Consider the following 25165-nt stretch of genomic DNA (forward strand, 5'->3'; position numbering starts at 1 on the left):
AATCATGATACCCTTGTTTAAAGAAACTGTAGAGATAGACGGATTGGATACCCTGGAAAAAAAAATGGTCCGGGCCCTGGCCCTTCACCGGGAAATGAAAAAATTATTGGAAGCCGAGTATGAGGCAGGAGAAAAATACGATACCAGGGAACTCAATAAACTGATCCTGAGAAAAAATAATTGTGTCAGCCGTTTTGAGCACCTGGTGGGTTCCATCCGCGACCAGCTAAAGCGCATGGGAGGAAGAAATCTGCCCCGAACCTGCCCAAGGACCCTGGTAAACCGGCTCAAGGCAATTCCGGAATTTAACCCGGATCTGGACAAAACCCTGCTGGCCCTGGCAAGGGCCCTTGAGGCTGAAAATCTGGCGCTGATAAGAGAAACCCGCAAAAACATGGCCATGTTAAAGGGGACAATCAAACGACTTTGGGCGGTATCACAATATGCCCATCAGGGAAAACAGCCATGAGCACCCTCAGTGCCATCCTGAATACTGCCGGTTCTGCTCTTAGTACCTACCAGGCTGCCCTCAGCATCACCGGGCAGAATATTGCCAATGCAGACAGTACCGGGTACACCCTCCAGACCGTCGAATACACCACCTCCTCAACGGTCTCAGCAGACGGGCTCATATACGGGACCGGGGTAACCGTGTCATCCATCACCCAGGAGATCAACCAGCTTCTGGAAAACCAGCTGACAACCCAGCTGTCCACCCAGGCCTTCCTGGATGAGGAACTGGTCTACATGACCCAGATCGAGGACCTTTTTGCAGAAGGTACTGATGACAGCCTCAACACCCTTCTGGACAACTATTGGAGCGCCTGGGAAGATCTGAGCAACACCCCGGCCGACGACACGGCCCAGGATCAGGTTTATGAAACCGGCCTGGCCCTGGCCGAGCGGCTTAATGCCATTGATTCCTCCCTTGACAGCTACCTGACCGACCTGGACCAGGAAATTACTTCCGGTGTCAGTGAGATCAATGCATTGACAGCGGAACTTGCCAGCCTGAACCAGGCCATCTTGTCGGCGGAAAGTTCAGGCGCCAACGCCAATGACCTAAGCGATGAGCGCAACACCCTGGTGGATGAACTGGGAGCACTCATCGACATCGACATCACCACAAAGGAGGACGGCTCCTATTTGATCACCACCACCGGCGGACTTCCCCTGGTGGAGGACCAGATCTCCCATTCCCTTGAGATGAAAGAAAACCAGGTTTACTGGTGCGGGAACTCCGGAAGCGACTATGATATTACCGATGGCATTTCAGGGGGGGCCATGGCCGGATGGTTGACCATCCGGGATGCAGTGATTCCGGAAATTAGTGCAGAGCTGGACGAACTGACCACGGCGGTCATCTGGACCATGAATTACCAGCACTCCCAGGGGGCTGGGCAGACCTATTTTGAAGGCCCACTGGAGGGCAGTTATGCCTCTGGCGACAGCGGGACCCTGGCAAGCCTCGCCTATGGAAGCAATATCGACTATTCCCAGGATTTTTCCATGGTCATCCAGGACGACTCCTCTGCAGACAGCACATACCAGAGCGTTTTGGTGGATATGGGCATTTCCCGGGCGCAAATCACGGATATCGATGGCAGCGGCCAGGCCGACAGCACCTATGAATTCACCGTGGTGGATGAAGGGGTGCTGGGGGAACAGACAGTGGTTCAGTCCTCAGGAGACGCCCTGGGAGGGATTTCAACCTCGGGCAGTGTGGAAGATGCCCTGGACGCGGCTCTGGGGGACCAGACCCTGACCATCACCACCTCAGACGGCACACAGCAGCTTTTGATCGATGATTCCGGATCGGGTGCCAGCCGCTGTGTAGCCGACATTGCAGAAGAACTGAGCAGCATCGACGGCATCACCGCCTATGCCTCGGCCACCGAGGCCGAGTTTTCCCTGGGCGGGATTACCAATGCCCAGGACGGTGACATTGTCAGTTTCACCCTTTATGTGGATGGCCAGGAAGAAGCGGTAAGTTTTACGGTGGATGCTTCCGAAGGCAGTCTTGAAGCGCAATTTGAAACCGCCCTGGAAACGGCTGTCGAAGCGATAAACGAGGACCAGCAGAACACAGATCTGATGGTGGACGGCACCACGGTCCAAAGCGCCTCGGGTGTCACCATTGGAATCCAGGATTTTGAGGTGATAGACAACGCAGGGGTTGCTCTGGACACTTTTCTAAACTTTGACAGCGATGATACCCTCAGCCTGACCATCGCCACGGACGCATCCACGCCTGAGACCGTGACCTTAACCGTTGATTTGACAGGTGTGGACACTTCTGATTCCGCTGAGGTGGCCCAGGCCTTTTACGATGCCATGGAAGAACAGCTTGCAGACACAAGCTTCACAGCAGAGCTGGACGAAACCACAGGCCAGGTCATCCTTAGAACCACGGACGGATCAGGGCTCAGCCTTTCTTACGCTTCCGGGGATACGGGAGATGACGCCAGTGTGGCAATAACCGCTTTGGGCAGCAGCACGCTCACAGGGGACGGCCAATTGAATTTTAACAATACCGACACCGACGGGGCCACTGCAACCACCACCACAGATGACTATCTTGGGTTTGCCCTGCCCGGATGCGAAGCCAGTGCCGTAAGTTCCGCTGCCGCCCTTGTGGGCGAATCAGGCGGTAGTTATGACACGGCAGCCGTGCTCACCGGCAGCGTGACGATTATCATGGACCCGGATGTGGCAATCACCTCTGACGACACCACTTCAACCGGGCTTTTCGGCACTGCGGGAGAAGCGGGTGACGGCGACAGCATGATCACCCTTGGGGGAACAGACGGGTACACAAATTTTGACGACGGGGATACCATCTCCTTTGAAGTGGACGGATATCCGGTGTCCTATACGGTTACCGATCCTGGCACAGGGCTTGACGATGCAGAGCAGGCCCTTCAGCTTTACACAGCTTTGACGGCAGCCCTGCCCACCGAAGAATACCAGGTGATCCAGAACGGCGCCAGTATCAGCATTGTAAGAACGGTTGAAGCCGATGACCCGTTGGCCATTACAGAGTTTACGGACAATACAGGCGATGACGCCACCCTGGCCGTGTCCACAGGCACCGGCACTGGAGCCGATGCACCGGAAAACCAGCTGCTGGTATCCGGAGATTCCTTGAATGATTTTGCCTCTGCCCAGACCTGGGGGGATCCGGCAATTGTCTATTGGGAAGTTTTTGACAGCAACGGTGATCCCACCGGGGAATCGGGGTATGTGGAAATCGATGAACCCGGGACTGTGGAAATTACGGAAAACGGGGAGACCACCCTGAGCTTTGAGGTAACAGAAGGCAGCCTTGTGGCCGGGAACACCCTGAGGGTCAACACCGATGCCGATGGAACGGTCGACACCCTGGCGCTGGATGTGACAGGAACCGCCAACAACCTTGATGACACCTATGAATTTACCATCACATCCGGGGGTAGCGTTCCGGACAATGGCGAGCCCATTGTGATCGAGTGGTCCTCGGGCACCTCATCCGGCACTATTATTGTGGAGGGCAGCGACGATGAGGATGTGCCTGTCTATGTGGAGGTGGACGGTATGGCCCTGCAGTTTAACAGCGGCACCCTGGTGGAAGGAGACGTGTTTTACGTGACCACGGATACCACGGGCCAGCCCCTTGACGCGGATGATGACGGGATTGGCTCTGCTGACACCCTTTCGGACTGGCATTGGACCATGGATTCTTTTGCCGATGAATTCAACAGAAACGCCGGAGGTGTCACCGCAACGGTGTCTGATGACAACACCCTGATACTTGACACCAACGAAGATTATTGCGCCATTGACAATATCAGCTTCAGTGAAGCCGATGGCATCAGTGAGGAAAACACCAGTATCACGGTCCTGAACTATACGGCCCTGGAAACAGCGGCCGATGACCTGGAGTTCACCCGGACAGATGGGTCCTGGGAAATTTCCAACGACCCCACCGGCACCACCATGCAGATCCTGCCTGAAGGCGGCGATGACAACGGCTTTACAGTGGACCTGGACGGGGACGGAGTCGGGGATATTCAGATCACCTTTGATACGGCTGTATCCGGGGATGGGACTATCCAGGTGGATCTGGTGGCAACGGATTCATCGGATTTCAGCTTTGCCTTTGCCGGGGATGAGGAGGGGGACAGCGGCCTGGCCGCCGCCCTGGGCCTCAACACCTTTTTTACCGGAACCGATGCCGCAAGCATTGAAGTGAACGAGGTTCTGGCCGACGGGGATTACATTGCCTCGGGTATGGTGGATTCTGACACAGGAGAACTGGCCGCCGGAGACAATACCAATGCCCTGGCCATGTCCGATACCCGGAACGATACGATTTCAATGAAGGAATGGGACTATACCCGGGGAGAAGCTGCCACAGCAAGCATCTCGGAAACCAACCTGGATGACTATGAGGCCACCCTGATTTCCGCCATCGGGTCTACGGCATTAAGTGTCCAGACCTCCCTGGATTACGCGGAACTCATGGTGTACCAACTCACCACCCAGCGGGATTCGGTTTCCGCTGTTTCCCTGGATGAAGAGATGATCAAGCTGACGGCCCAGCAGGCGGCGTACTCGGCTGCAGCGAAATTGCTGACCGCTGTGGATGAAATGTTTGCAACCCTTCTGGCCATACGTTGATTTCTGGAACTGATTTACCCGGGCTGTTGTGGGGTATACAAAAAAACCTTTGCCTGCACATGAATTTAGGAGATATGCCATGAGAGTTCCCAGCATCACCATATACAAACAAGCCACCTATCAGCTGAATCAGCTGACCACAACTTTAAGCGAGGCCAATGAGGAGGTTTCCACCGGCATCGCGATCAGTTCCGCCTCGGATGATCCCTCGGGCATGACCCAGGTGCTGAGCATCAATTCTTCCATCTCCTGTCTGGACCAGTACCAGACCAATATTGACCAGGGCCAGACCACCCTGACCGCTGCCGAGACCGCCCTGGACGCCATGGCAGACCAGATGCTGGAACTCAACCTTTTATGTTCCCAGCTGGCCACGGCATCGGCCAGTGCCCAGGAAAGAACCGATGCAGCTGACAGCATGCAGGTTTACCTTGATCAGCTGATCGATCTTGCCAATGCGGAATCCTACGGTGGCTATGTTTTTGCCGGTGACCAGAATCAGGTGGCGCCGTTTACCTTTGATGATCCTGACAATGCCACCAGTGTGACCTATGCCGGCAGTGATGATCCCACCTGCATAAAGACTGGCCAGGATACATTGCTGTCCATTGACTGCTGCGGTTGCGACCTGTTCTATGAGGATGAGATCATCGTGGATGAAAGTAACAACCAGATTGTTTTTCAAGAAGACCCTAACACTGGAACGGAAAACATTCTGACCATTGAAGCCATTGTTCCCAGCGGCAGCTATACCCGGGAAGAGCTGGCGCAAATTGTTGAAAACACCATGATTGAGGCGTCAGAGGAAAATGGATACTCTGTGGGCTACGAGGTGAACTATGATGAGACCGGCAACGCCTTTTCCATCGGTACGGACGGAACATCTGACCCGGGGATGGAGACAAGTCTGATCGCTGTGCACACGGATACTGTCCGGATCTCGAACATGAGTGTCAGCGGCGGTGACTACCCGGACATGGAGATTGATATTGTCAACCCCTCTACCCTGACCGAGTATACCCCGGACCCGGAAGGCTCGGAACCTCTGACCCTTACCTATTCGGCAGAAAACGGAAGCTGGACGATTGAAAATGATCCCGGATACGGACTGCCCACGGAAATCGATAGTGACGGACAGACCCTGGAACTGGACGTGAATGACGACGGGGTGGCAGACATTACTATAGATCTCAACGCCACCCCCGAAGACGGGACAAAGGTATCCTTTGATATTGTTGAAGGATTTGAAAACAACAGCATCCTGCAGGATCTCGGGTTTGACAGTGATACGGTGGCCATTGAAACTGCCAAAAGCAGCTTTGCCGTGGCCGATGCCTTTACGGTGACCCCAGGAGAAAACGACACCATTGATTTTATCGAAACCCTGACCGGTGAAGCGGGCGGCTCCACTCAGCTCACCGCCATTATTGAACCTGCCACCTATGCGGACCCGGAATCCTATGCCAAGGCTGTGGAAGATGCCCTGGAAACCGCATCTGCCGAAAGCGGCAGCCGGATCAATTACGAGGTGAGCTACGATGCGGACAACCAGAGTTTTACCATCCAGGAGGATACCGATACGGGTCGCCAGCTGGAATCCTTTGACCTGCTTTTTTCAAGCGGCACAAACAGCGAGGCAACTGCCGCCACCGATCTGGGATTTTACTCCGAAGACGTTTATTCGGGCCCTGTGGAGGGGGAAGCTGCCACCTGGAGTATTTTCGATACCCTTTTTGATCTTGAAGAATCCCTGGCAGCCAATGACGTGGATGGCATTCAGAAGGCCATGATCCGGTTGGAAAACCATTATGAAAGTCTCACCAGCAGCATGGCCTCTGTGGGGACGGCCTATTCCAGCCTGACGGCCACAGAATCCACGGCATCTGATACCGAGACCTCCCTGACCATACAACTCTCAAGTGTTCAGGATGCAGATACCGTGGCAGCGATCATGAAACTTAATTCCGCCGAGACCGTGTACGAAGCTGCCCTAAGTTCCTGTTCGAGCATCATGGGGCTGAGTCTGGTGGATTACATGTAAAAAAAAATTTCTTTTGTACAAACAACAAACCCCCTGCAGCGATTGCTGCAGGGGGTTTGTTTGTTGTGTCGGTCTTTTGTTTACTGGAGCAGGCTCAAAACGTTCTGGGAAGAAGAGTTGGCCTGGGCCAGGGCATAGGAACTTGTCTGGGCCAGGAGTGAAAGCCGTGTATAATTGGCTGTTTCCTCGGCAAAGTCAACGTCCCTGATGGAGGATTCCGCAGACTGGACATTGGTGCTGGTCACGGACAGGTTGGCGATGGTGGAGGTGAGCTGGTTCGATACTGAACCCAGACTTGACCGGGTCGCATCCAGATCCGCCAGTGCAGCGTCGGCTATGTCGATGGCAATCTCAGCATCTGCCTGGGTCATGACACTCAGGTCGCTTAGGGTCAGACTTTCCTCGTCGCTCAGGGTCAACTCACCGGCGCTGTCGTTATCAATGATGATTTCCGAAGTTGCAGCGATGGTGCTGCCCTCCTCCAGGGTCATGGAGGCGGACAAGACGGTGTCGCTTACCAGATAGAGATCCTGGGTAAGCACCGTGCCCGCTGTCACATCAATTGAATCAGTAGCACCGACAGCTATCTCCAGTATCATGTCCTGGTTGATGGTGGTGCCGGCCTTCAACATGGTAGCCTCCATCAGGGTAGAGCCGGCCTCAAGGGTTATGGCACTGTCCAGATCCGTAATCGCGTCAACGGTGATGGCCTCTTCCACAATAGAATCCTCTGCCAGTACGGTACCGTCAAGAAGGGTGGAGCCTGCGGCCAGTTTCGTTTCTTCAGAGGCGTCAACCGTCCCGACGATGGTGTCGGCCCCAAGGGTGGAGCCTTCGGCCAAGACCGAGTCGTCGAGAATGGTGGAGCCGGCCCCAAGGGTCATATCCTCCGTCATTGTGGTCGTGATCCCGGTAGTGGTAGAGGTGGTTATGTCCGCACCCATGACGCTGCCTGCGGCCAGGGTGGAACCGCCGACGATCATAGAATCATCCGACAGGGTCATATCCTCTGTAACGCTCATACTAGCGTCCAGCTCCACATCCGCGGTCAGGGTGGTACCGGCCGAATAGGTGACACCATTGGCCGTAAAATCAAAGGTGAGCAAGGTGCCGGCTCCGATTTCCGATCCAGTCGCCAGGACAGAGCCTGCGGCCACATCTGTATCCTGTTCCATATCGACATCACCGGTACCATCCACCGTAACGGTGCCGCCGATGGTGGTGCCCTGGGACAAAATACTACCACCGGCCAGGATGGAGCCCTCGGTCAGTTCATATTCCCCCGCGGTATCTACCACCCCCGTCCCCCCCGTCGTGACAGTGGCATCCCCGCCGATGACGCTGCCTGCTGCAAGAGTGGAGCCTGTAAAAATGGTGGATCCTGCGCCCAAAGTGCTGCTGCTGATGGTTGTAAGGTCACCACCCAGGGTGATTTCATCTCCGGTGCCCCCGGTGGAGGTGCCGGAAATATTGAACTGACTGGATCCTGCCTGGGTCAGGGTGATTTCCCCGATGGTGGTCATGTCGTCTGCGGTCTGGCTGCCGAAAACATCCCCGGTATCCCCTGTCACTTCGATGGCCCGGCCGTCGCTGGAGGTCAAGGTCAAAGAACCGTCCGTTTCCATGCTGGCCGTGATACCGGTTTCGGTGGTCTTGTCATTGATGGCCGTGACCAGGGCGGAATCTGAATCATTATCGCTCACATTTATAGCACCGATGACCGTGCCGTTGATGGTAAAATCCGACCCGGTGGACCCTTCCTGGATGGCCTCTTCTGTGGTACTTTCAACCACAGCCACGGCGCTGATCCCGGTGAGGTAGGTCTGGGTGTTGATCTCATCGGCCAGGGCACCCATCCCGTTCTCTGCGTCATTGTTCTGGAGAATCTCGATGGTCTCTAACTCAACATCTTCTCCTGTGATGGACGAGGTGATCGTGAGCTGAACCTCACCGCCGTCTTCATTTTCCATCTCCAGGGTGGCCGTTGAGATATGACCGGTATTTGTGGATTGTGTGGCCGCAATGTCGATGGTGGAGGTTTGATTGGAAGAGGCCCCTACCTGAATTTCCATGTTGGTAAATTCACCGCTGAGCAATTGCTGGCCGTTATAGGAGGTTGTCTCTGCAATGGAATCCAGTTCTTCGATCAGCTTGTCAATATCCGCTTGAATGGCCGCCCTGGTATCTGCAGTCTGGCCGTCGGAAGCCGCCTGAATGGCCTTTGTCTTGATGGTATTAACGATGTTGACGGATTCTTCCAGGGCACCGTCGGCAATTTGGACAATGGAAACCCCTTCGTTGGCATTCTCGATGCCCTGTCCTATTCCTAGGTACTGGGATTTAAGAGAATCCGCAATGGTCATGCCCGAGGCATCGTCGGCGGCCGAGTTAATTCTAAGGCCGGTGGACAGTCTTTCCAGGGATGTATTCATCTCATTGTCGTTTGAGAGCATGTTCTGATGTGCGACCAATGATGCAACATTCGTGTTAAGTGTTAAACTCATTTTTTTCCCTCCATGAAATTTAGTCAAAAGGTGATGACATCATTGTCGGCTCACCCGTTATCACACTAGAAATCTTTTCCTGTGTGTGTTTTTGTTTGGCGGGAGCTAACCGCCAGGATTAATCCGTTCTTGAACCAGGTATCGTAAGCCTTCACGGGTTTCTTTAGGAAAAAAAACTAGTTAAAAAACAAAGTAATATAAGTCTCAACCGATTGGTTGCTACCACATTTACCTGCCATTGGGTTTATCGGTTTTATATGGGGAAACAATCCATTGAGATTTGACAAGAATAAAAGATTAATTTAATCTGCGTCTTTTTGTTCCCCGGACCCTCCCCGGACCCGAATGTGCCAGGGTCAGGCAGGAGGGCGGGCAGTTAGGATCCTAGGCCCGGACTTCGGGTTTTTGTCTGAAGCTATTGGGAAAATGGGAATGATGACCCGTCAGTGCCTGATGGGGGGTTTGCTGCTTTAAGGCGCCCAGGGTGAACCGGGTGTTATACTGATCGATATGCTCGGCGAACTCAGCATTGGAAGACCAGGGAAAGGCCCAGGAGGCAAGAGGTTCGTCATTTTTGATGGCGGCGCAGGTCTCTTTAAGTTTTTGAATGGTTTTGGGGCTCTGGGTCTCAAGATGATGGGCTATAATCTTGTGGGACCGGCACTGACTCTCCACCATTATACCCGTATGAAGGTTTTCCCCGGTGTCTGCAACAGGGGTCAGCACAACGGGATCCTGGTAAATGATGCCCAGAACCCTTAACGGAAACTCCCGGATATGCCGGGACAAAAATTCCGGGCCGGCAAGAGATAGTTCTGCATTAACAATCTTGAACGAGCAGTCCAGAAGGGTATGCAGACAAACCGGAGCGGTCGAACCAAAAAATCCGGAAATCTGGAAACAGGTATAATAAAAATAAGTGCCGGTGTAGTCCTTGAGGTCATAGGGAACGGCATGGCGCAGGGCCGGCAGCCTTGAAATATGATACCGCTTCAGGCAGCGATTCAGACTGGCTCTTGAACAGTCGATACCCAGAAAGGATTCAACGATTTTATGAAGGTCATCCAGCCCGGCCCGGGTGGCCAGACGGCAAAGAACAATCTTGACCTCATCCATGGGACTGAGCGCTTTGTTGACGTGGTTGGGGGTATGGGGACGGTCAAATACCGTGGACCGTTTCCGCCAACGCTGTATGGTGGTTTTGCTGACCCCTATTTTTTCTGCCAGATGGGCTACACTGAGATTGGGGTTGTTCTGAATAAACGCCCGATGTGCCGGCGTGGTGGTGGCATTCTTGTGAAGGTGAATTTTCATTTTGTTTCCTTTTCTACTAAAGTTCTTTTCCACATTGTCCGATGACAATTACTTTGTAAGAGCAGAAAACATGCCCATTGAGTATTGTTAGTAATTTAAGATAGTTAGACATATACCAACCCCAATTTTACCCCCTGGGGGAATTGTTTGTTACCCCCTGGGGGAAGTGGAACAAATTTTCCCAAATGGCGTAAAAACGAAAAATACACGCGACGGTTTAAAAAAACGCTGGAATTTTAAGACTCGTTCGTTCATATATTGAATGCTTCAAGAATAAAGAGGTATGTTATGAGATGTAAAGATGCGCACAAAATGATGGATGCCTGGATTGATGGAGAATTGCCCCCAAACCAACGGAGGATTTTTGACCATCACCTTGTCAATTGCAGGGCCTGTTCTGCCCAGGCCGAAGAGTTGAAGTGTCTGGCCGGTCTTCTGGGAGACCGCCCCCCGGCCCTTCCTTCTGCAGGGCTGAAGAAAAAAACATTATCCCTGTTCATAGAGGAATCAGGCCCCCGGGGAATGATCTACTGGTGGACAAGTTTTGGTTGGGGGATGCAGGCAGGCATGATGGCAAGTATGCTGATTGGCCTGGGGATCGGCTGCACACTGGGAGCCGGGTGGACCGACGCACATCAGCTGAGTCAATCTAATGTTTCCGGATTTCTCTTTTCTGCGGGGGGCTTGCTGTCATCATGGGCGTAACTTTTTGGAAAAAAGGGGTTTGGGTTTTGTTGTTCTTTTCCCTCGCACTGAACATCGGATTCGTTGGCATTGCCATGGACCGAAAAATGCGGCCCCAATTCCCCCCACCGCCCGGTCGGGGAGCACCAGGAGGGCCGATAATACCGGTTTTGGAAATCCTGGACAGAATGAATTTGCCCGAAGGGGTTAATCAAAAAGTGGCCGGTTCCTTGCGGCAAATGGATGTGGATCACTGGGGATTTGTCAGGCGGCTTTTTAAGGAAGAGGAACAACTGCTCAAGTTGATGGACCGGCCAGGGAAGATAAATATGGAAATGATTTCCCCCCTGATCGAATCATACAGCCAGATCTCAAAACAGAGCGCTCTGAACAAGGCCGGATACATTATCGAGATTCGCAATCTGCTTGGAAATGAAAAAAGTTTGTATCTAATTTCGGAACTAAAAAAGAATTTTAGAAAGAGGATGCCCAAGGACAGACCCCGAGGTTGAGTTTTTTCGCCCCCTATAAGAATCAATCTGATGCTGATTTGGTAGCCCTGATTTCAAAGGGGAACAGTGGCGCATTCCGAGAAATACTGATCCGTTATCAAAATGCAGTATACGGATTTGCGTTCAGCATCCTCAAGGATGCCCAGGAGGCTGAAGATATCTCCCAGGAAATTTTTCTCAGGCTTTACCGCACTGCAGATTCCTATCGCAGCGTTGCCGCATTGAAGACCTATCTGTTCCGGATTACCCGCAACCTGTGCATTGACCATCTGCGGAAAATGCGGCCGGAAGCCATGACAAACCCGCCTGAATCCGTGACCACAAAGACTCCCCTAAACCAGTTTTGTGCAGCTGAATTAAAAAAGCAGATTGATCTTGTCCTTTCAGGACTCCCGAAAAACCAACGGGCTGCCATTTACCTTCGCCATGAGCAGGGGATGGACTACAGGGAAATTGCAGAAACGCTGGGTGTAACACGGCATGCTGTTGAATCCCTTCTAAGCCGTGCTCGAAGGTCATTTCGCAGTAGATTCAAATTCTAATTTTGCAGTAGATCCAATTCGTTCCGCTGGTTTTTCCAGGCTCATTCGTATTACTAATAGGGAATAACTTGTTTGTAATTATGAGTAAGCTAAAGTGAGATCCAAAATGAGCAATGAGTTTGAAAAGAAAAGCAATGATCGGAAAACCACAGATCGGAAAACCATGGATCGGCCTGAGAATAAGCCTTTTGCCTTTATCCCCGGCAGCAGCCGCTTCCCGGACCTATGGTTGCCCGGGGACCCAGCAGACAACAATACCGTTTATCTTGGATAATTCTTATCCACAACCTAAATAAAGCTAAATTTTTGTGTCTGGGCGGACATTTAATTCCATCATAGCCGCCAGCGCATTTGAGAATAAGAGCAATGGAAACCGTAAGGCGTAATGATTATATATTCTTTGAACAATCCCAGGTAATCGGTGCCAGAAAGGGACTTGCCCCGGTTATGGAACAGGTTAAACTGGTCGCAGGCATGAACACTTCGGTGTTGCTGATGGGGGAAACCGGAGTGGGTAAGGGACTGATCGCCTCGACCATCCATAATCGCTCGGCCCGTAAAAATGCTTCCTTTGTTAATGTCAACTGCGGGGCTATTCCTGAGACCCTTGTGGACAGTGAATTGTTCGGACATGAAAGAGGATCGTTTACCGGTGCGATGATCAGAAAGCAGGGCCGATTTGAGCGGGCCAACAGGGGTACCATCTTTCTGGATGAGATCGGAGAACTGTCCCTGTCGGCCCAGGTGCGTCTATTGCACGTGCTCCACAGCCATGAAATAGAGCGATTGGGGGGAACAGGCGTCCTTCCTCTGGATATCCGGGTGATCTCTGCCACCCACCGGGACCTGGATTCCATGGTCGCTGCCGGCACCTTCAGAGAAGATCTCTGGTTCCGGCTGAACGTCTTCCCCATTCACATCCCCCCCCTTCGGCAGCGCAAATCAGATATTCCGGATCTGGCCCGGTATTTTATCCATAAAAAGACCCGTGAGCTTAATCTTTCCAATCCATCGGATATTGGAGAAAAAGGGATCGGGCAGCTATACGATTACCATTGGCCGGGCAATGTCAGGGAGCTTGAAAATATTATTGAACGGGGCATGATCTGTTGCGGAGGTCGGCCCCTTGATTTTTCAGGCCTGATTCCGGGCAATGGGTTGAGCGATCATCTGATATGCAATACAAAGGATCCAGATCCATTTTTAAGTATAGCACAGGTAAACCGTCTACACATAAGAAGGGCGCTGACCTCGGCCAAGGGGAAAATAAACGGACCCGGCGGTGCAGCCCTATTATTAAATATCCATCCCAACACCTTGCGCAAACGAATGGACCGGCTTGGAATTTGTTACGGGAAAAAACGGGAACAATGCTTGCAAAAATAACTCTGTCGAGGGGGATCGGGTACTACATAATAATATTCATTTTTTTGAAAAATGAATATAGTACTCCCTAATTTTTATTTTTAGCATCATTCTTTTGCAGTAAAGCTGCGCAATGATATTATAATCCCTTACATTTTTTCTTTTGTCGTTTTAGTTCTTTTTGCTGAATGCTTTTTTCTGGCCGATAGAAACTTTTCAGAATATTTAATTGCCTTTCTTGACGTGATGCAGCGCTGTGAACAACTGGGGCTTGAGCCGTTTAAATCCATCATGAACGACCCCCGCTTTGACCATATCCCCCCCCCCTATGCGGGCCAACTATTGAATTAAATGATAATCGAATTCAATAATGATGCTATGAAAAAATGGAGGCAATTCCCTGGATACCTCGGTTCATCACACGCAATTGCCGAAAAATGTATCCATATGATCCGTGCATTTTTTATTGCTTTAATGTGATTTTTTTAATATTACTTTAAGTCTGATCTCTCTGTGGCTTAGTATAAAAAATGAATTCTATAAATAGGTTACAAATAACTTTTGATGAGTAATTTGTATTAACGGATTGTTGCCCGAAAGATTTGGAGAGTATTTTGAAGATTCAATATAAAGCTGCTGCTGTAATGACCTTGCTTGGCGTTGTCATCGTCATCCTGATTTCTGTATTCTATAGCTTGTACAACCAGAAAGTTGTTGTGGACAAAGAATTGAAAAATCTGCAAAACATTTCTAAAGAGGTCTCTTCACATGTGGGGTCTCACCTTAAAGAAAAAGCGGCTATTGCCCTCACTCTTTCCTCTGCACCGCTCATAAGGGATGCTTTGCTGAAAAGTAATTCCAAGCTTGCACCATTGACTGATACCATCAGAAAGCAAAAAATTAAAAAACAAAACCGGCAATGGATGGAAACAACAGATATTAATGATCCCTTTATTCAAAAATATATAAAAAATGCTGTTGCCAAATTTTTAAAGCATCAACAATTACTGCTGCCCGGGGAGTATGGTGAGATTTTTCTCACCAACCGCTATGGGGCTATGATTGCCACTACCGGGAAACTGACCACACTTACCCATGCCCATAAGTATTGGTGGCTTGCCTGTTATTATGGTGGTCAAGGCAGAATTTTTTTAGATGACAGGGGCTTTGACAAGAGCGTTGAGGGATATGTACTTGGAGTGGTTATTCCTATTAAATATGAGAATAAAATCCTGGGCATTTTGAAATGCAACTTTAATATCATGGGACCTTTGACAGATGTGGTCAAAGAGTTCAGTTCGAATAATATAGCCAGGTTGAAAATTGTTCGTACAGGAGGACTGGTAGTATCTGAAAAGGATACCATCCCCCTGTCAACACAAGTCAACAAAAGTTTGGTTGCATTATTATGGCAAAAAAAGGATGGTGGAGCAATCCTTCCCGGTACCAATGGGGATCAACTGGTGGCCTATTCTCCTGTACCAATGACCTTGGGATCTGAGGGGTATGGTTTTGGGGGCAAGCAGGGGTCGGTTGATCACATCAAAGGAAATAAAGGGGAAGCCTGGCATATTGTCATTTCACTGGATAAAGAAAAAGCCATAGAATCCACACACAAAGTAACCCAGGTCATCATTATTGTCGGAATTATCTTCACCTTTTTTGCCGCTCTTGCCTCTTTGCTTTTGGGCAAATGGATCGCAATACCAATTGTTAAATTGTCAACAACTGCCCGGCTGATTGGTGAAGGAAATCTTGAGACACAAGCCCCTATAGACTCCAATGATGAAATTGGATCTCTGTCAACATCACTGAACCAAATGGTGGGGAATCTTAAAACCACGATGGCATCCAGAGATGAGCTGCTGCATGAAATCCAATTGAGAAAAAAGACGGAAGAGGAGCGGGAAAAAGTTATTCATGATCTCAAAGAAGCCCTCAAAAAAGTCAAGGTATTAAGCGGCCTCCTGCCCATTTGTTCCCATTGCAAGAAAATACGTGATGACAACGGATATTGGAAACAAATTGAACATTACATTCATGAACATTCTGAAGCGGAGTTCAGCCACAGTATTTGTCAGGAATGTGCTAAAAAATACTATCCGGATATACCCATTTATGATGAATGATTATGCCAGATGAAACAAATATTGATCGTCTTTTACTCAAGAACAGATACCTGATCACGAAAATATACAAATAAATAATAGAGGTTGTATGTATCTTTATTATCCTTTTGAACCCTGATTCGATTGAAATAAATCTTTTTAGATTGACAGGGAACAGCAAGATAAATATAACATAACATATATTTCATATGCATAATATGTATTAAATATTGATTCTGTGAATATAAAAATAATTGCCAGTTCAGGAGCTGAGAACAAGGATATCCAGCAGCGAATTTTTAGGTGAAGCGCTGATCGGTTCTTTATAAAACTCCTGGATTTAAACAAATTAGTTGGTGAAATTGCTAACCTGATTGGCGCGTCAGCCAGTGGAGAGGAAACCGACATATGAAGCCTTAGAGCAACGCGTCAGAGGACTAGCGGCATCAGAAAATAACTTCAGGCATCTGGAAAAGGACCGTCAGCTTCTGAAAGAAGATTATCAGTCACTCTTTCGGGAAATGCTGAATGGATTTTTCGTGCATGAGATCATTTGTGATAATTTGGGGAAGCCTGTAGATTACCGGTTTTGAATGGAAAACAATAAAAATTAAATAATTTTAAACGGATAAAACCAGTATGCCAAAAGTACTCATCATAGATGATGACGAGCAGATATGTAAACTCCTGACCAAGGTTTTCAGCAAAACAGGAGGCCAGACTTTTTATCAGCAGACCTTGAAAGAGGGACTGGCAAATATATTTTCCGCCACCATAGATATTGTCTTTTTAGATGTAAATCTTCCGGACGGCAATGGCCTGGAAGCCATCGAAATTATAAAACAACATCCTGATGCCCCGGAAATAATTATTATTACAGCAGATGGAAATGTGGACGGCGCAGAACTTGCGATGCGATCAAAAGCATGGGATTATATTTCAAAAGAAGGGTCCCTTAAAGATTTTAAATTCGCATTGGACAGAGCATTTGAGTATCGGAAACAAAAACAGCTCAACCAGCTGAAAAAGAAGATTAAAAGAGATGCGATTATTGGTGAGAGCCCATTGATATCAATCTGTCTTGATAAGGTTTCAAAGGCTGCAAACAGTGATATCCCCGTAGTGATCACCGGGGAAACAGGAACAGGCAAAGAGCTTTTTTCAAGGGCTATCCATACTAACAGCAACAGATCGCATGGCGGATTTGTTGTTGTTGACTGTGCAGCACTGCCGGAACATCTTGTGGAAAGCACACTTTTCGGTCATACAAAAGGGGCATTCACAGGAGCTGATTCGGACAAGCCGGGATTAATGAAAATGGCGGATAAAGGGACACTGTTTTTAGATGAGATCGGTGAACTTCCCCTAAATATGCAGAAAAAATTTCTCAGGGCGCTTCAGGAAAAAGAATTTAGACCCGTGGGCGGTAAAAACGAAGTTAAAAGTGATTTCAGGTTGATCTGTGCAACCCATCGTGATTTGTCAAAGATGGTGAAAGAAAATAAATTTAGAGAAGATCTTTATTTTAGAATATTTTCCATGAATATTAAGCTGCCGCCTTTGAAGGATCGCGAAGATGATGCAGTGGCAATTGCCCAATACCTGGTTACTCAAAAAACAGCGTCTTCTGAAAATTCATGTACAATGTCCACGGAATTTTTAGAAGAAATTGGATCCTACGAATGGCCGGGAAATGTCAGAGAGCTGATCACTACCATTAATTTGGTTTGCAGTAATGCTGGTCCCGGCAGCACGCTTTTTCCCCATCATCTTTCCAGTCATATCCGGGCATTTAATATTAGAAATAAATTCAGCCTCCTGGATCATGGTGATGCAGCAGCAAAAAATTTATCTCCAGACGCTAAAAAAGTCGGAAGAGATTTAAAGTTCAAAGCGTATATTGAACAAATGAAACATGATTATCTCCAGGCATTATTGTCAGCGGCCAAAGGCGATATAAAAGAATCCTGCAGGCGTTCCGGCCTTTCAAGAAGTCAGCTCTACCGTCTTTTGCAGCAGCATAACATAAACGCCCTTTAAGTCTTGTCCTATTTTTGCGACTGTCCTGTCTTTGCGACAAGTTGAAATCTTTGTTAGATTTAGCAATAAATTCAGTGAGTTAAATATACTATACTCAAAGTCGTCCTAAATTTTCTTATGTTTGCGATAAAATTTTGAAAGCCTTTTTTTATAACCATTTGAAATTTAACTGTTTTTATGTATTTGTTCCTGGCACACAATTTGTAACGTCTTGAAACAAGACATTTAAACAAACAAACGGTGATGACCGCTTGGCAAATTAAACGGTTAATGGCACCAATTTGGAAAAATAGGATATGAATTTTTTTACTATCGCAACACCTGTTACTTACTGGATTTTGATCATACTGTGGACCTGTATACTGGCCTTTTATATCAAGCGGCTTCGCTCCAATGTGCATAGAGGCCAACTTATTTTTGTTCTAATTTCTATTTTGGCAGTCGATGCCTTTCGCACACTGTTTGAGAGTTTTTATTTTGGTGCCTGGTACACTTCCCTGGCAGGGTTTTTACCTGAATATGTTTATACATTTTTAGTTCGTCCGGAAATGGTTTTTATTCCTAAAATTATAAACGTTATTGCTGCAGGAATTGTTTTGGCATTGTTGATCTATCGATGGCTTCCAAAAGAGCACCTGGAAAAAGAAAATTTTAAAAATTTGATAAAAAAAAGAACCTATGAGCTTAAAAAAAGTAATGAAAACCTTCAACAGGAAATAAAAGAGCATAAAAAGACCGCTGAAGCCCTGCTTAAAAGTGAAAAAAAATATAAGTGGATGATCGCCAACATTTCGGATGTTATCGGAATAATGGGGGAGGGGGGTATCATACAGTATACGAGCCCCAATATAGAGAAATGGTTTGGCTGGCATCCACAAGATTTAATTGGAACGGATGGATGGGTAAATGTCCATCCCGATGATTTGGTGCGAGTTAAAAATGAATACCATGGCATTTTTGAAGGTGATAATGCAACCAGAACGGCAGAATACAGATATAAATGTAAGGACGGAACCTATAAATGGATTCAACTCACGGCCACAAATTTTATCCATGATCCGATACTGAAGGGCGTACTGATGAATTACCATGATATAACCGAACGGAAGCAGTCAGAGGAGGCTTTCCAGAAAAAAAATGAACAACTTCGGGCTATTTTTGAAACGGCAATCAATGTATCTTTTATCATAACCGATGCCCGGGACCCGGAACCCATCATGCTGGAATTTAGCCCGGGTGCTGAAAAAATATTTGGGTATGGCAAAGACGAAATGCTTGGAAATTCCATATCCATACTTCATTTGCCAGAGGATGTTAAAAAATTTGCTCAAGTGCATCAGCAAATGAGAGAAGGTAAAATAGGATTTTCAGGAGAAACAACCTTGGTAAAAAAATCAGGCAGCAAATTTTCAGCTTTGTTTTCAACTCACCCATTGTTTGATTCAAAAGGGCACATGTACGCGGCTTTGGGGGTTTGTATGGACATCAGCCGGCAAAAACAGCTTGAGTCCCGGATTCGGCAGACCCATAAGATGGAATCAATTGGCATTCTTGCCGGTGGTATTGCCCATGATTTTAACAATATTTTATTTCCGTTAATCGGGTATGCTGAGATGCTTCAAGAGGACCTTCCCCAGGGCAGCTTGGAACAGACAAACAGCAGCCAGATACTTCAAGCGGCCTTGAGGGCAAGAGACCTTGTGAAGCAGATCCTTACGTTCAGCCAGAAAAGTGTTCCAGAACTTAAAGCTGTTCGGCTCCAAACAATACTATCAGAAGCGATAACGCTTCTTTGTTCTTCATTTCCAAAGACCATTGAGATGAAAACTAAGGTTCAAACTGAGAATTGTATTGTCGTTGCCGATCCAACCCAGCTTCACCAGGTGATCATGAACCTGGGCACAAATGCCTATCATGCGATGCAAACATCAGGCGGGAAACTAAACATAAGCCTAAATGAGATTGAAGTTGGGCCTATGGATTCTCCTGATTTAACCCCTGGAAGATATGCTTTGCTGCGGTTTGTCGACACAGGAACAGGGATTAAAAAAGAGATAGCAAAAAAAATTTTTGATCCCTATTTTACAACAAAAGAAATAGGAAAAGGAAGTGGGCTGGGGTTATCAGTGGCCCTTGGAATTGTTAAAAGCTGTGATGGGGATATTGTTATTGACAGTGAACATGGCAAAGGAACACAGGTGGATGTGTACCTGCCGCTCATTAAAAAAGGGATAGAGCACAAATCTTTTGATTTATTTAAACCGATTCAAGGCGGATCAGAAATAATACTTCTTGTGGATGATGAAGAATCCATCATCACCATGGAGGGTCAGATGTTGCAGCGACTGGGGTATACGGTTAGAACCAGCAACAAAAGTCTTGAAGCGCTTGAGGTATTTAAGGCCAATCCTGGTGAATTTGATCTGATGATAACCGATATGACAATGCCAAACCTGACAGGTGTTCAACTCGCCCAAAAAATTCATAAAATAAGAAGGGATATCCCCATCATCATTTGTACGGGGTTCAGTGATCAGATTAATGAAGAAAGCTGTGAAGAAATGGGTATCCAGGGGTTTATCCTGAAACCGATAATCAGAAGTGAAATGGCGCATAAAATACGCAAGGTTCTGGCCTTGTCACGGTTGAAATAATTAATTTTTTAGACCTTTAAAAACCAGGGCTGGCAAAAGAATGAGGAGAGGTGAAAAAATGATGCATAAATATCAACCCATATTAGAACGATTAAGAAAGATATCGACAATGGTATTCGTATTAATCGTCGTTGCTTTTAATTTTGCAGATGCATCGGATCGGGTCATGCTTCAGCTGCGTTGGGATCACCAATTTCAGTTTGCTGGATATTATGCTGCCGTGTGGCAGGGATTTTATGAACAGGAGGGTATCCATGTCACCATCAAATCAGCGGTTACCCCAAAGGGTATCTTGAGTGCGGTGGAAGAAGTTGGATCAGGTGCGGCGGATTTCGGGATAGGCGCGGCGGATATTCTTCTGGCCAGGGATAAGGGGGTGCCGCTGGTTGTGCTGGCATCCATTTTTCAGCACAGCGCCGCACGGCTGTATTCCAAAAAAAGCATAAGAATAAATGCTCCTGCCGACTTTCTCAAATTAAGAGTTGCCCGCAGGGTCGATGATTTGATTGATGTCGAGTTTCAGGCGGTGCTGAAGGCCGAAGGTATCGATCCTGAGAAGATAAAACCATATCCCCACCAGTCAGGATTAGACCACTTACTGGATGATCGGGTGGATGTGATACCCGGCTATTCCATTGCCCTGCCGTTTGAAGCCCAAAATATGAATTTTGCATTCAACACCTTTTCACCGATCAATTATGGCGTCGATTTCTATGGGGACACATTGTTTACAAATGAGAGGATGATTAAAGAGAGGCCGGACCTGGCAGAACGCTTTACAAAGGCAAGCATACGGGGCTGGGAATATGCCGTTCAAAATAGTGCCTCCATTGCTGCTAAAATTACACAAACCCTTCAAAGAACCGCTAAAATGGATAATCTTGCGGCCTATAATTTGTATCAGAGTGAGCGGGTAAAAGAGTTGTTACATTTTCCTGAAGTTGAAATCGGGCATACGAATCCAGATCGATGGGAAAAAATGGATGCCTATTTAAAAGCAGTCGGTCTATTGAAAACGACGATCAACTTTGATGCGTTTATATTTAACCCGGAGAAAAGTAAACAGATTAAATCTGAGAAACGCCAAAAGATTTTTGGTATCATATTGATGGTATCCTTATCGGGGTTTTTTTGTGTGGTTGGCTGGGTGACGCTTCTGCGCCGTAATGTAAGGAAAAGAACTAGAGAGCTATCCCTTTTAAATGAGCAGTTAAAAGAGAGCGGAAATCGCTACGAACTTGCCATGCAGTTTGCAAATGACGGGCTCTATGAGTGGAACCTTGTCACGGATGAAATTTACTATTCTCCAGGATGGAAGAGGATGCTGGGGTATGAACTCCATGAAATTAAAAATGAGATTTCAGAATGGGAAAGACTGACAGGCCCTGAAGAAATACATGATATTTGGAAAATGATCCATGAGGTAATAGAGGGAAAACGGGACCGTTTTGAAAAAGAATATAAAATGTGGCACAAGCGAGGACACTGGATGAATATTTTGTCCCGGGCGAATGTGGTCCGGGACGACCAGGGGAGTGCCGTTCGTGTCATTGGTATCCATGTGGACATCACTCAAAGAAAAAAGGCCGAGGAATTGCTCAAAAAAAGTATGGAAACCTCCCGCGCTCTAATGAATTCTTCCACGGAGTCTGCATTTCTCCTTGAGCCGGATGGAACCTTCATTACCCTCAATGAAGTGACTGCACTCAGATTTGAAACCCATGTGAAAGACCTTGTGGGTAAAAACTTTTATGATTATCTGCCGCCCACGCTCGCACACTCCAGAAAAGAACAAGTTGAAACGGTCATCTCAAACGGGCAGCCGGTAAAATTTGTGGATGAAAGAGCGGGAATGATTTTAGATAATAGCATCTACCCTTTAATTGATTCTAACGGGAAGGTGTTTCGACTGGCTTTTTTTTCCCGGGATATTTCTGAAGAAATGAAAGCCAAGGATCAATTGCGAAAGAGTGAGGAAAAGTTTAGAGGACTGTTTGAACAAGCCCCCATGAACTACCAGTCCCTGGATGCACACGGTAATTTTCTTGAGGTGAATGAAACCTGGCTGCAAACAATGGGGTATGCAAAGGCAGCGGTTCTCGGGAAAAATTTCAGTGAGTTTTTGGTTCCGGACTGGAGAAAGCATTTTGTTGAAAATTTCCCTCGCTTAAAAGCTGTGGGTGAAATTCTTGGGGCTGAATTTGAGATGGTTAAAAAAGACGGTTCTCATATATTGGTTTTGCTGCATGGGAAAGCTGGACGAGATAAAGACGGTCATGCCGAAAGGACCCATTGTGTTTTTAGTGATATTTCAGCTCAAAGATCTGCAGAAGACACATTTAAAAAAGAGCTGTCTTTAAATAAAGTGATTGCAAAAATTTCACAAGAACTGTTGTCCCAGATTTTTGAGATTCAAAAGGTTTCCAAAATCGCATTAACATACGCCAAAGATATCAGCAACAGTGAGCACGGATTTATCACTTCCATTGATAAAAATACATTTGAGAATGTGGGGCATACTCTGACCGAAATGTCCGATGCCATGTGCAGGGTAAAAAATCAGCGGATGATATTTCCCATGGGGGATAATGGTCAATATGATGGGTTATGGGGTCATGCCTTGAATACACGAAATGCATTTTTCACCAACACCCCCTTAGATCATCCAAATTTCAAGGAGCTTCCCCAAGGCCATATCCCCCTTAAAAATTATATGGCAGTCCCCATTGTGATGGGAGATGTTTGCTTAGGGTTAATTGCCTTGGCAAATTCCGACCGGGATTACACGGATGATGATTTGATTTCACTGCACCGCATTGCAGAACTATTTGCCCTCGCAATTCATCGGCAAGCCTATGAAACACAAAGAGCCATGATGGAGAATAATCTTCGTCAGCTTCAGAAGAATGAAGCCATTGGCGCATTGGCTGGCGGCATTGCCCACGATTTTAATAATATTTTATTTCCAATTATTGGATTTGCGGAAATCATGGAAGAAGATATCCCCGTCGGTAGTTCCTTGCGGGAAAGCGTTGAAGAAATTATAGTCGGGGCAAAAAGGGCCAAAGAACTGGTAAAACAAATTTTAACCTTCAGCCGGCAGACCGAGCATGAGTTAACCCCTTTAAAACCGCAATTGGTTGTTAAAGAAGTAATCAAACTCATAAAATCCATCCTGCCCACCACCATTGAAATCAGGCAAGACATTGATGGCGATTGTCGAACCATATTGGCAGATCCCACACAGATTCATCAAATCGCAATGAATCTTATCACAAATTCCTATCATGCCATGATGGATACCGGAGGCGTTCTTTCCATAACCCTTCAAAATGTTGATTTTCCGGATCATTATAATGATCTGAAGCTTGCTGCAGGTCCCCATGTTCTTTTATCAATAAAGGACACCGGGATGGGAATGAATGATTCCACCCTGGGAAAAATTTTTGATCCCTATTTTACAACGAAACCAAAGGGTAAAGGCACTGGATTAGGTCTTTCCGTGGTTTACGGTATCGTAAAAGAGTATGGGGGAGATATCAAGGTAACCAGCAACCCTGGGCAGGGTTCGGTTTTTGATGTGTATCTGCCTGCTTTAAAAAGAGAGGATCTCTTTGAAAAAACCCATGGGAAGAAGATCGAACCCAAAGGGACTGAAAAAATTTTATTGGTGGATGATGAACTATCTGTTCTTCGGTTGGAAAAATTAATGCTGGAGCGTCTGGGGTATAAAGTTGAAATCAGAAATAATAGTAAAGATGCCTTGGAGGAGATTCGATCTTTTCCTGACAGATATGACCTGGTCATTACGGACATGACCATGCCAAAGATGACAGGAGAGCAGCTCACCCTGGAGATCAGAAAACTTAACTTAAAATTGCCCATTGTTATTTGTACCGGGTTCAGTGAAAAAATAACCCTTGAAAGGACTGAAGCAATCGGTGCAAACGGGTTGTTATTTAAACCGGTGGTGAAGCTTGAAATGGCCCAAACCATCAGAAATATTTTGGAAGGTTCAAAGAAATTTATATGAAGTTACTCGCAAAGTTTACCCTTTCGTTATTGGTGGTTACCTGTTTTGTGAGCAGTCTGTCCCTGTTCCTGTCATGCAAGGCATAACTAGGCGAGACATTCAAAGGCACGTTATCCGGCTATCAGTATCCGACAATAGAATGGGCATGACGCAAAGCACTATCAAGAAAATATTTGAACCCTATTTTACAACCAAAGAAAATGTTATCAATAAAACCGGATATCCCGATTATCATCTGTACAGGGTTCAGTGAAAGAATAAATAAAGAACAAGCCGAAATCTCAGGAGTAAAAGGGTTTTTAATGAAACCTGTTGTAAAATCAGACCTGGCTCAGATGGTTAGAAATATACTTGATGAAGCGACTGATTCATAAAAACATTCGATACGTTAAGAGCGTTTATTCGTCTATCCATGGAACCTATATGGTGACAAGCAGATAGGGAAACTCCTGATTGTCCTATTTTTGAAACTGTCCTATCTTTGCGACAAATCAAGAAATCGTCATATTGAGACATGATTTCAGCCAGTTAAGAATTTTAAACTTCAAATCCATCCGAAATCCTCTCATATTTGCGATAAACTAAAAAAAAATATTTTTATAACTATCTGAAACTTCATGGTTTTTATGTTTCTATTGTTGGCATACAACTTGTAATGCCCTGAAATAAGACATTTAAAAAAACGTTAATGAATGAGATGTGGAAAAAT

15 protein-coding genes are annotated in these 25165 nt (G+C 47.0%); 13 read left to right on the forward strand and 2 right to left on the reverse strand.

Annotated elements, in window-relative coordinates; translation table 11 throughout:
- Nucleotides 1–4: 4 nt before the first annotated feature.
- The 3 genes from ACZ45G_RS05440 to ACZ45G_RS05450 all read left to right on the forward strand — a co-directional run bounded on the left by ACZ45G_RS05440 (nucleotide 5) and on the right by ACZ45G_RS05450 (nucleotide 6700).
- Nucleotides 5–469, forward strand: coding sequence for a hypothetical protein (locus ACZ45G_RS05440; RefSeq protein WP_464175772.1), 465 nt, complete (start codon nucleotides 5–7; stop codon nucleotides 467–469).
- The gene (flgK, locus tag ACZ45G_RS05445; protein WP_464175774.1) at nucleotides 466–4659 is read left to right on the forward strand and encodes a flagellar hook-associated protein FlgK; all 4194 of its coding nucleotides are present in this window, start codon (nucleotides 466–468) and stop codon (nucleotides 4657–4659) included. The genes ACZ45G_RS05440 and flgK overlap by 4 nt, the downstream gene beginning before the upstream one ends.
- A 79-nt stretch (nucleotides 4660–4738) precedes the next feature.
- Nucleotides 4739–6700 (forward strand): flagellin N-terminal helical domain-containing protein, encoded by a 1962-nt coding sequence (locus tag ACZ45G_RS05450; protein WP_464175776.1) that lies wholly within the window; start codon nucleotides 4739–4741, stop codon nucleotides 6698–6700.
- Between the two features lie 80 nt (nucleotides 6701–6780).
- On the opposite strand, the gene ACZ45G_RS05455 is transcribed toward ACZ45G_RS05450, so the two are convergent.
- Together ACZ45G_RS05455 and ACZ45G_RS05460 are read right to left on the reverse strand one after the other, a co-directional pair.
- The gene (locus ACZ45G_RS05455) at nucleotides 6781–9204 is read right to left on the reverse strand and encodes a flagellin N-terminal helical domain-containing protein (RefSeq protein WP_464175778.1); all 2424 of its coding nucleotides are present in this window, start codon (nucleotides 9202–9204) and stop codon (nucleotides 6781–6783) included.
- 384 nt (nucleotides 9205–9588) lie between these two features.
- On the reverse strand, nucleotides 9589–10518 hold the full coding sequence (locus ACZ45G_RS05460) for a transposase family protein (protein ID WP_464175780.1): 930 nt from the start codon (nucleotides 10516–10518) through the stop codon (nucleotides 9589–9591).
- Between the two features lie 288 nt (nucleotides 10519–10806).
- Here ACZ45G_RS05460 and ACZ45G_RS05465 point away from each other — a divergent pair, with 288 nt between their 5' ends.
- The 10 genes from ACZ45G_RS05465 to ACZ45G_RS05510 all read left to right on the forward strand — a co-directional run bounded on the left by ACZ45G_RS05465 (nucleotide 10807) and on the right by ACZ45G_RS05510 (nucleotide 24830).
- Complete coding sequence (locus ACZ45G_RS05465) at nucleotides 10807–11223, forward strand: zf-HC2 domain-containing protein (protein WP_464175782.1); 417 nt, start codon at nucleotides 10807–10809, stop codon at nucleotides 11221–11223.
- Entirely contained in the window at nucleotides 11214–11714 is a 501-nt protein-coding gene (locus tag ACZ45G_RS05470; RefSeq protein WP_464175784.1) for a hypothetical protein, read from the forward strand. Before ACZ45G_RS05465 ends, ACZ45G_RS05470 begins: the two co-directional genes overlap by 10 nt.
- Nucleotides 11711–12256: an RNA polymerase sigma factor gene (locus ACZ45G_RS05475; protein ID WP_464175786.1), complete on the forward strand. Its 546-nt coding sequence runs from the start codon at nucleotides 11711–11713 to the stop codon at nucleotides 12254–12256. Before ACZ45G_RS05470 ends, ACZ45G_RS05475 begins: the two co-directional genes overlap by 4 nt.
- Before the next feature lie 106 nt (nucleotides 12257–12362).
- Nucleotides 12363–12530 carry a hypothetical protein gene (locus tag ACZ45G_RS05480; protein WP_464175788.1) on the forward strand — a complete coding sequence of 56 codons (168 nt, stop codon included), beginning with the start codon at nucleotides 12363–12365 and terminating at the stop codon, nucleotides 12528–12530.
- A 92-nt stretch (nucleotides 12531–12622) separates the two neighbouring features.
- Complete coding sequence (locus ACZ45G_RS05485) at nucleotides 12623–13642, forward strand: sigma-54 interaction domain-containing protein (RefSeq protein ID WP_464175790.1); 1020 nt, start codon at nucleotides 12623–12625, stop codon at nucleotides 13640–13642.
- 593 nt (nucleotides 13643–14235) lie between these two features.
- Nucleotides 14236–15750: a HAMP domain-containing protein gene (locus tag ACZ45G_RS05490; protein ID WP_464175792.1), complete on the forward strand. Its 1515-nt coding sequence runs from the start codon at nucleotides 14236–14238 to the stop codon at nucleotides 15748–15750.
- Nucleotides 15751–16368: 618 nt separating this feature from the next.
- Nucleotides 16369–17769 (forward strand): sigma-54-dependent transcriptional regulator, encoded by a 1401-nt coding sequence (locus ACZ45G_RS05495; protein WP_464175794.1) that lies wholly within the window; start codon nucleotides 16369–16371, stop codon nucleotides 17767–17769.
- Between the two features lie 296 nt (nucleotides 17770–18065).
- Nucleotides 18066–20423, forward strand: coding sequence for a PAS domain-containing hybrid sensor histidine kinase/response regulator (locus ACZ45G_RS05500; protein WP_464175796.1), 2358 nt, complete (start codon nucleotides 18066–18068; stop codon nucleotides 20421–20423).
- Nucleotides 20424–20481: 58 nt separating this feature from the next.
- A complete protein-coding gene (locus ACZ45G_RS05505) occupies nucleotides 20482–24456 on the forward strand; it encodes an ABC transporter substrate-binding protein (protein WP_464175798.1) in 3975 nt (1324 codons plus the stop codon).
- A gap of 173 nt (nucleotides 24457–24629) precedes the next feature.
- A complete protein-coding gene (locus tag ACZ45G_RS05510) occupies nucleotides 24630–24830 on the forward strand; it encodes a hypothetical protein (protein ID WP_464175800.1) in 201 nt (66 codons plus the stop codon).
- The last annotated feature ends 335 nt before the right edge of the window (nucleotides 24831–25165 follow it).

The organism is Desulfoconvexum algidum (assembly GCF_055382125.1).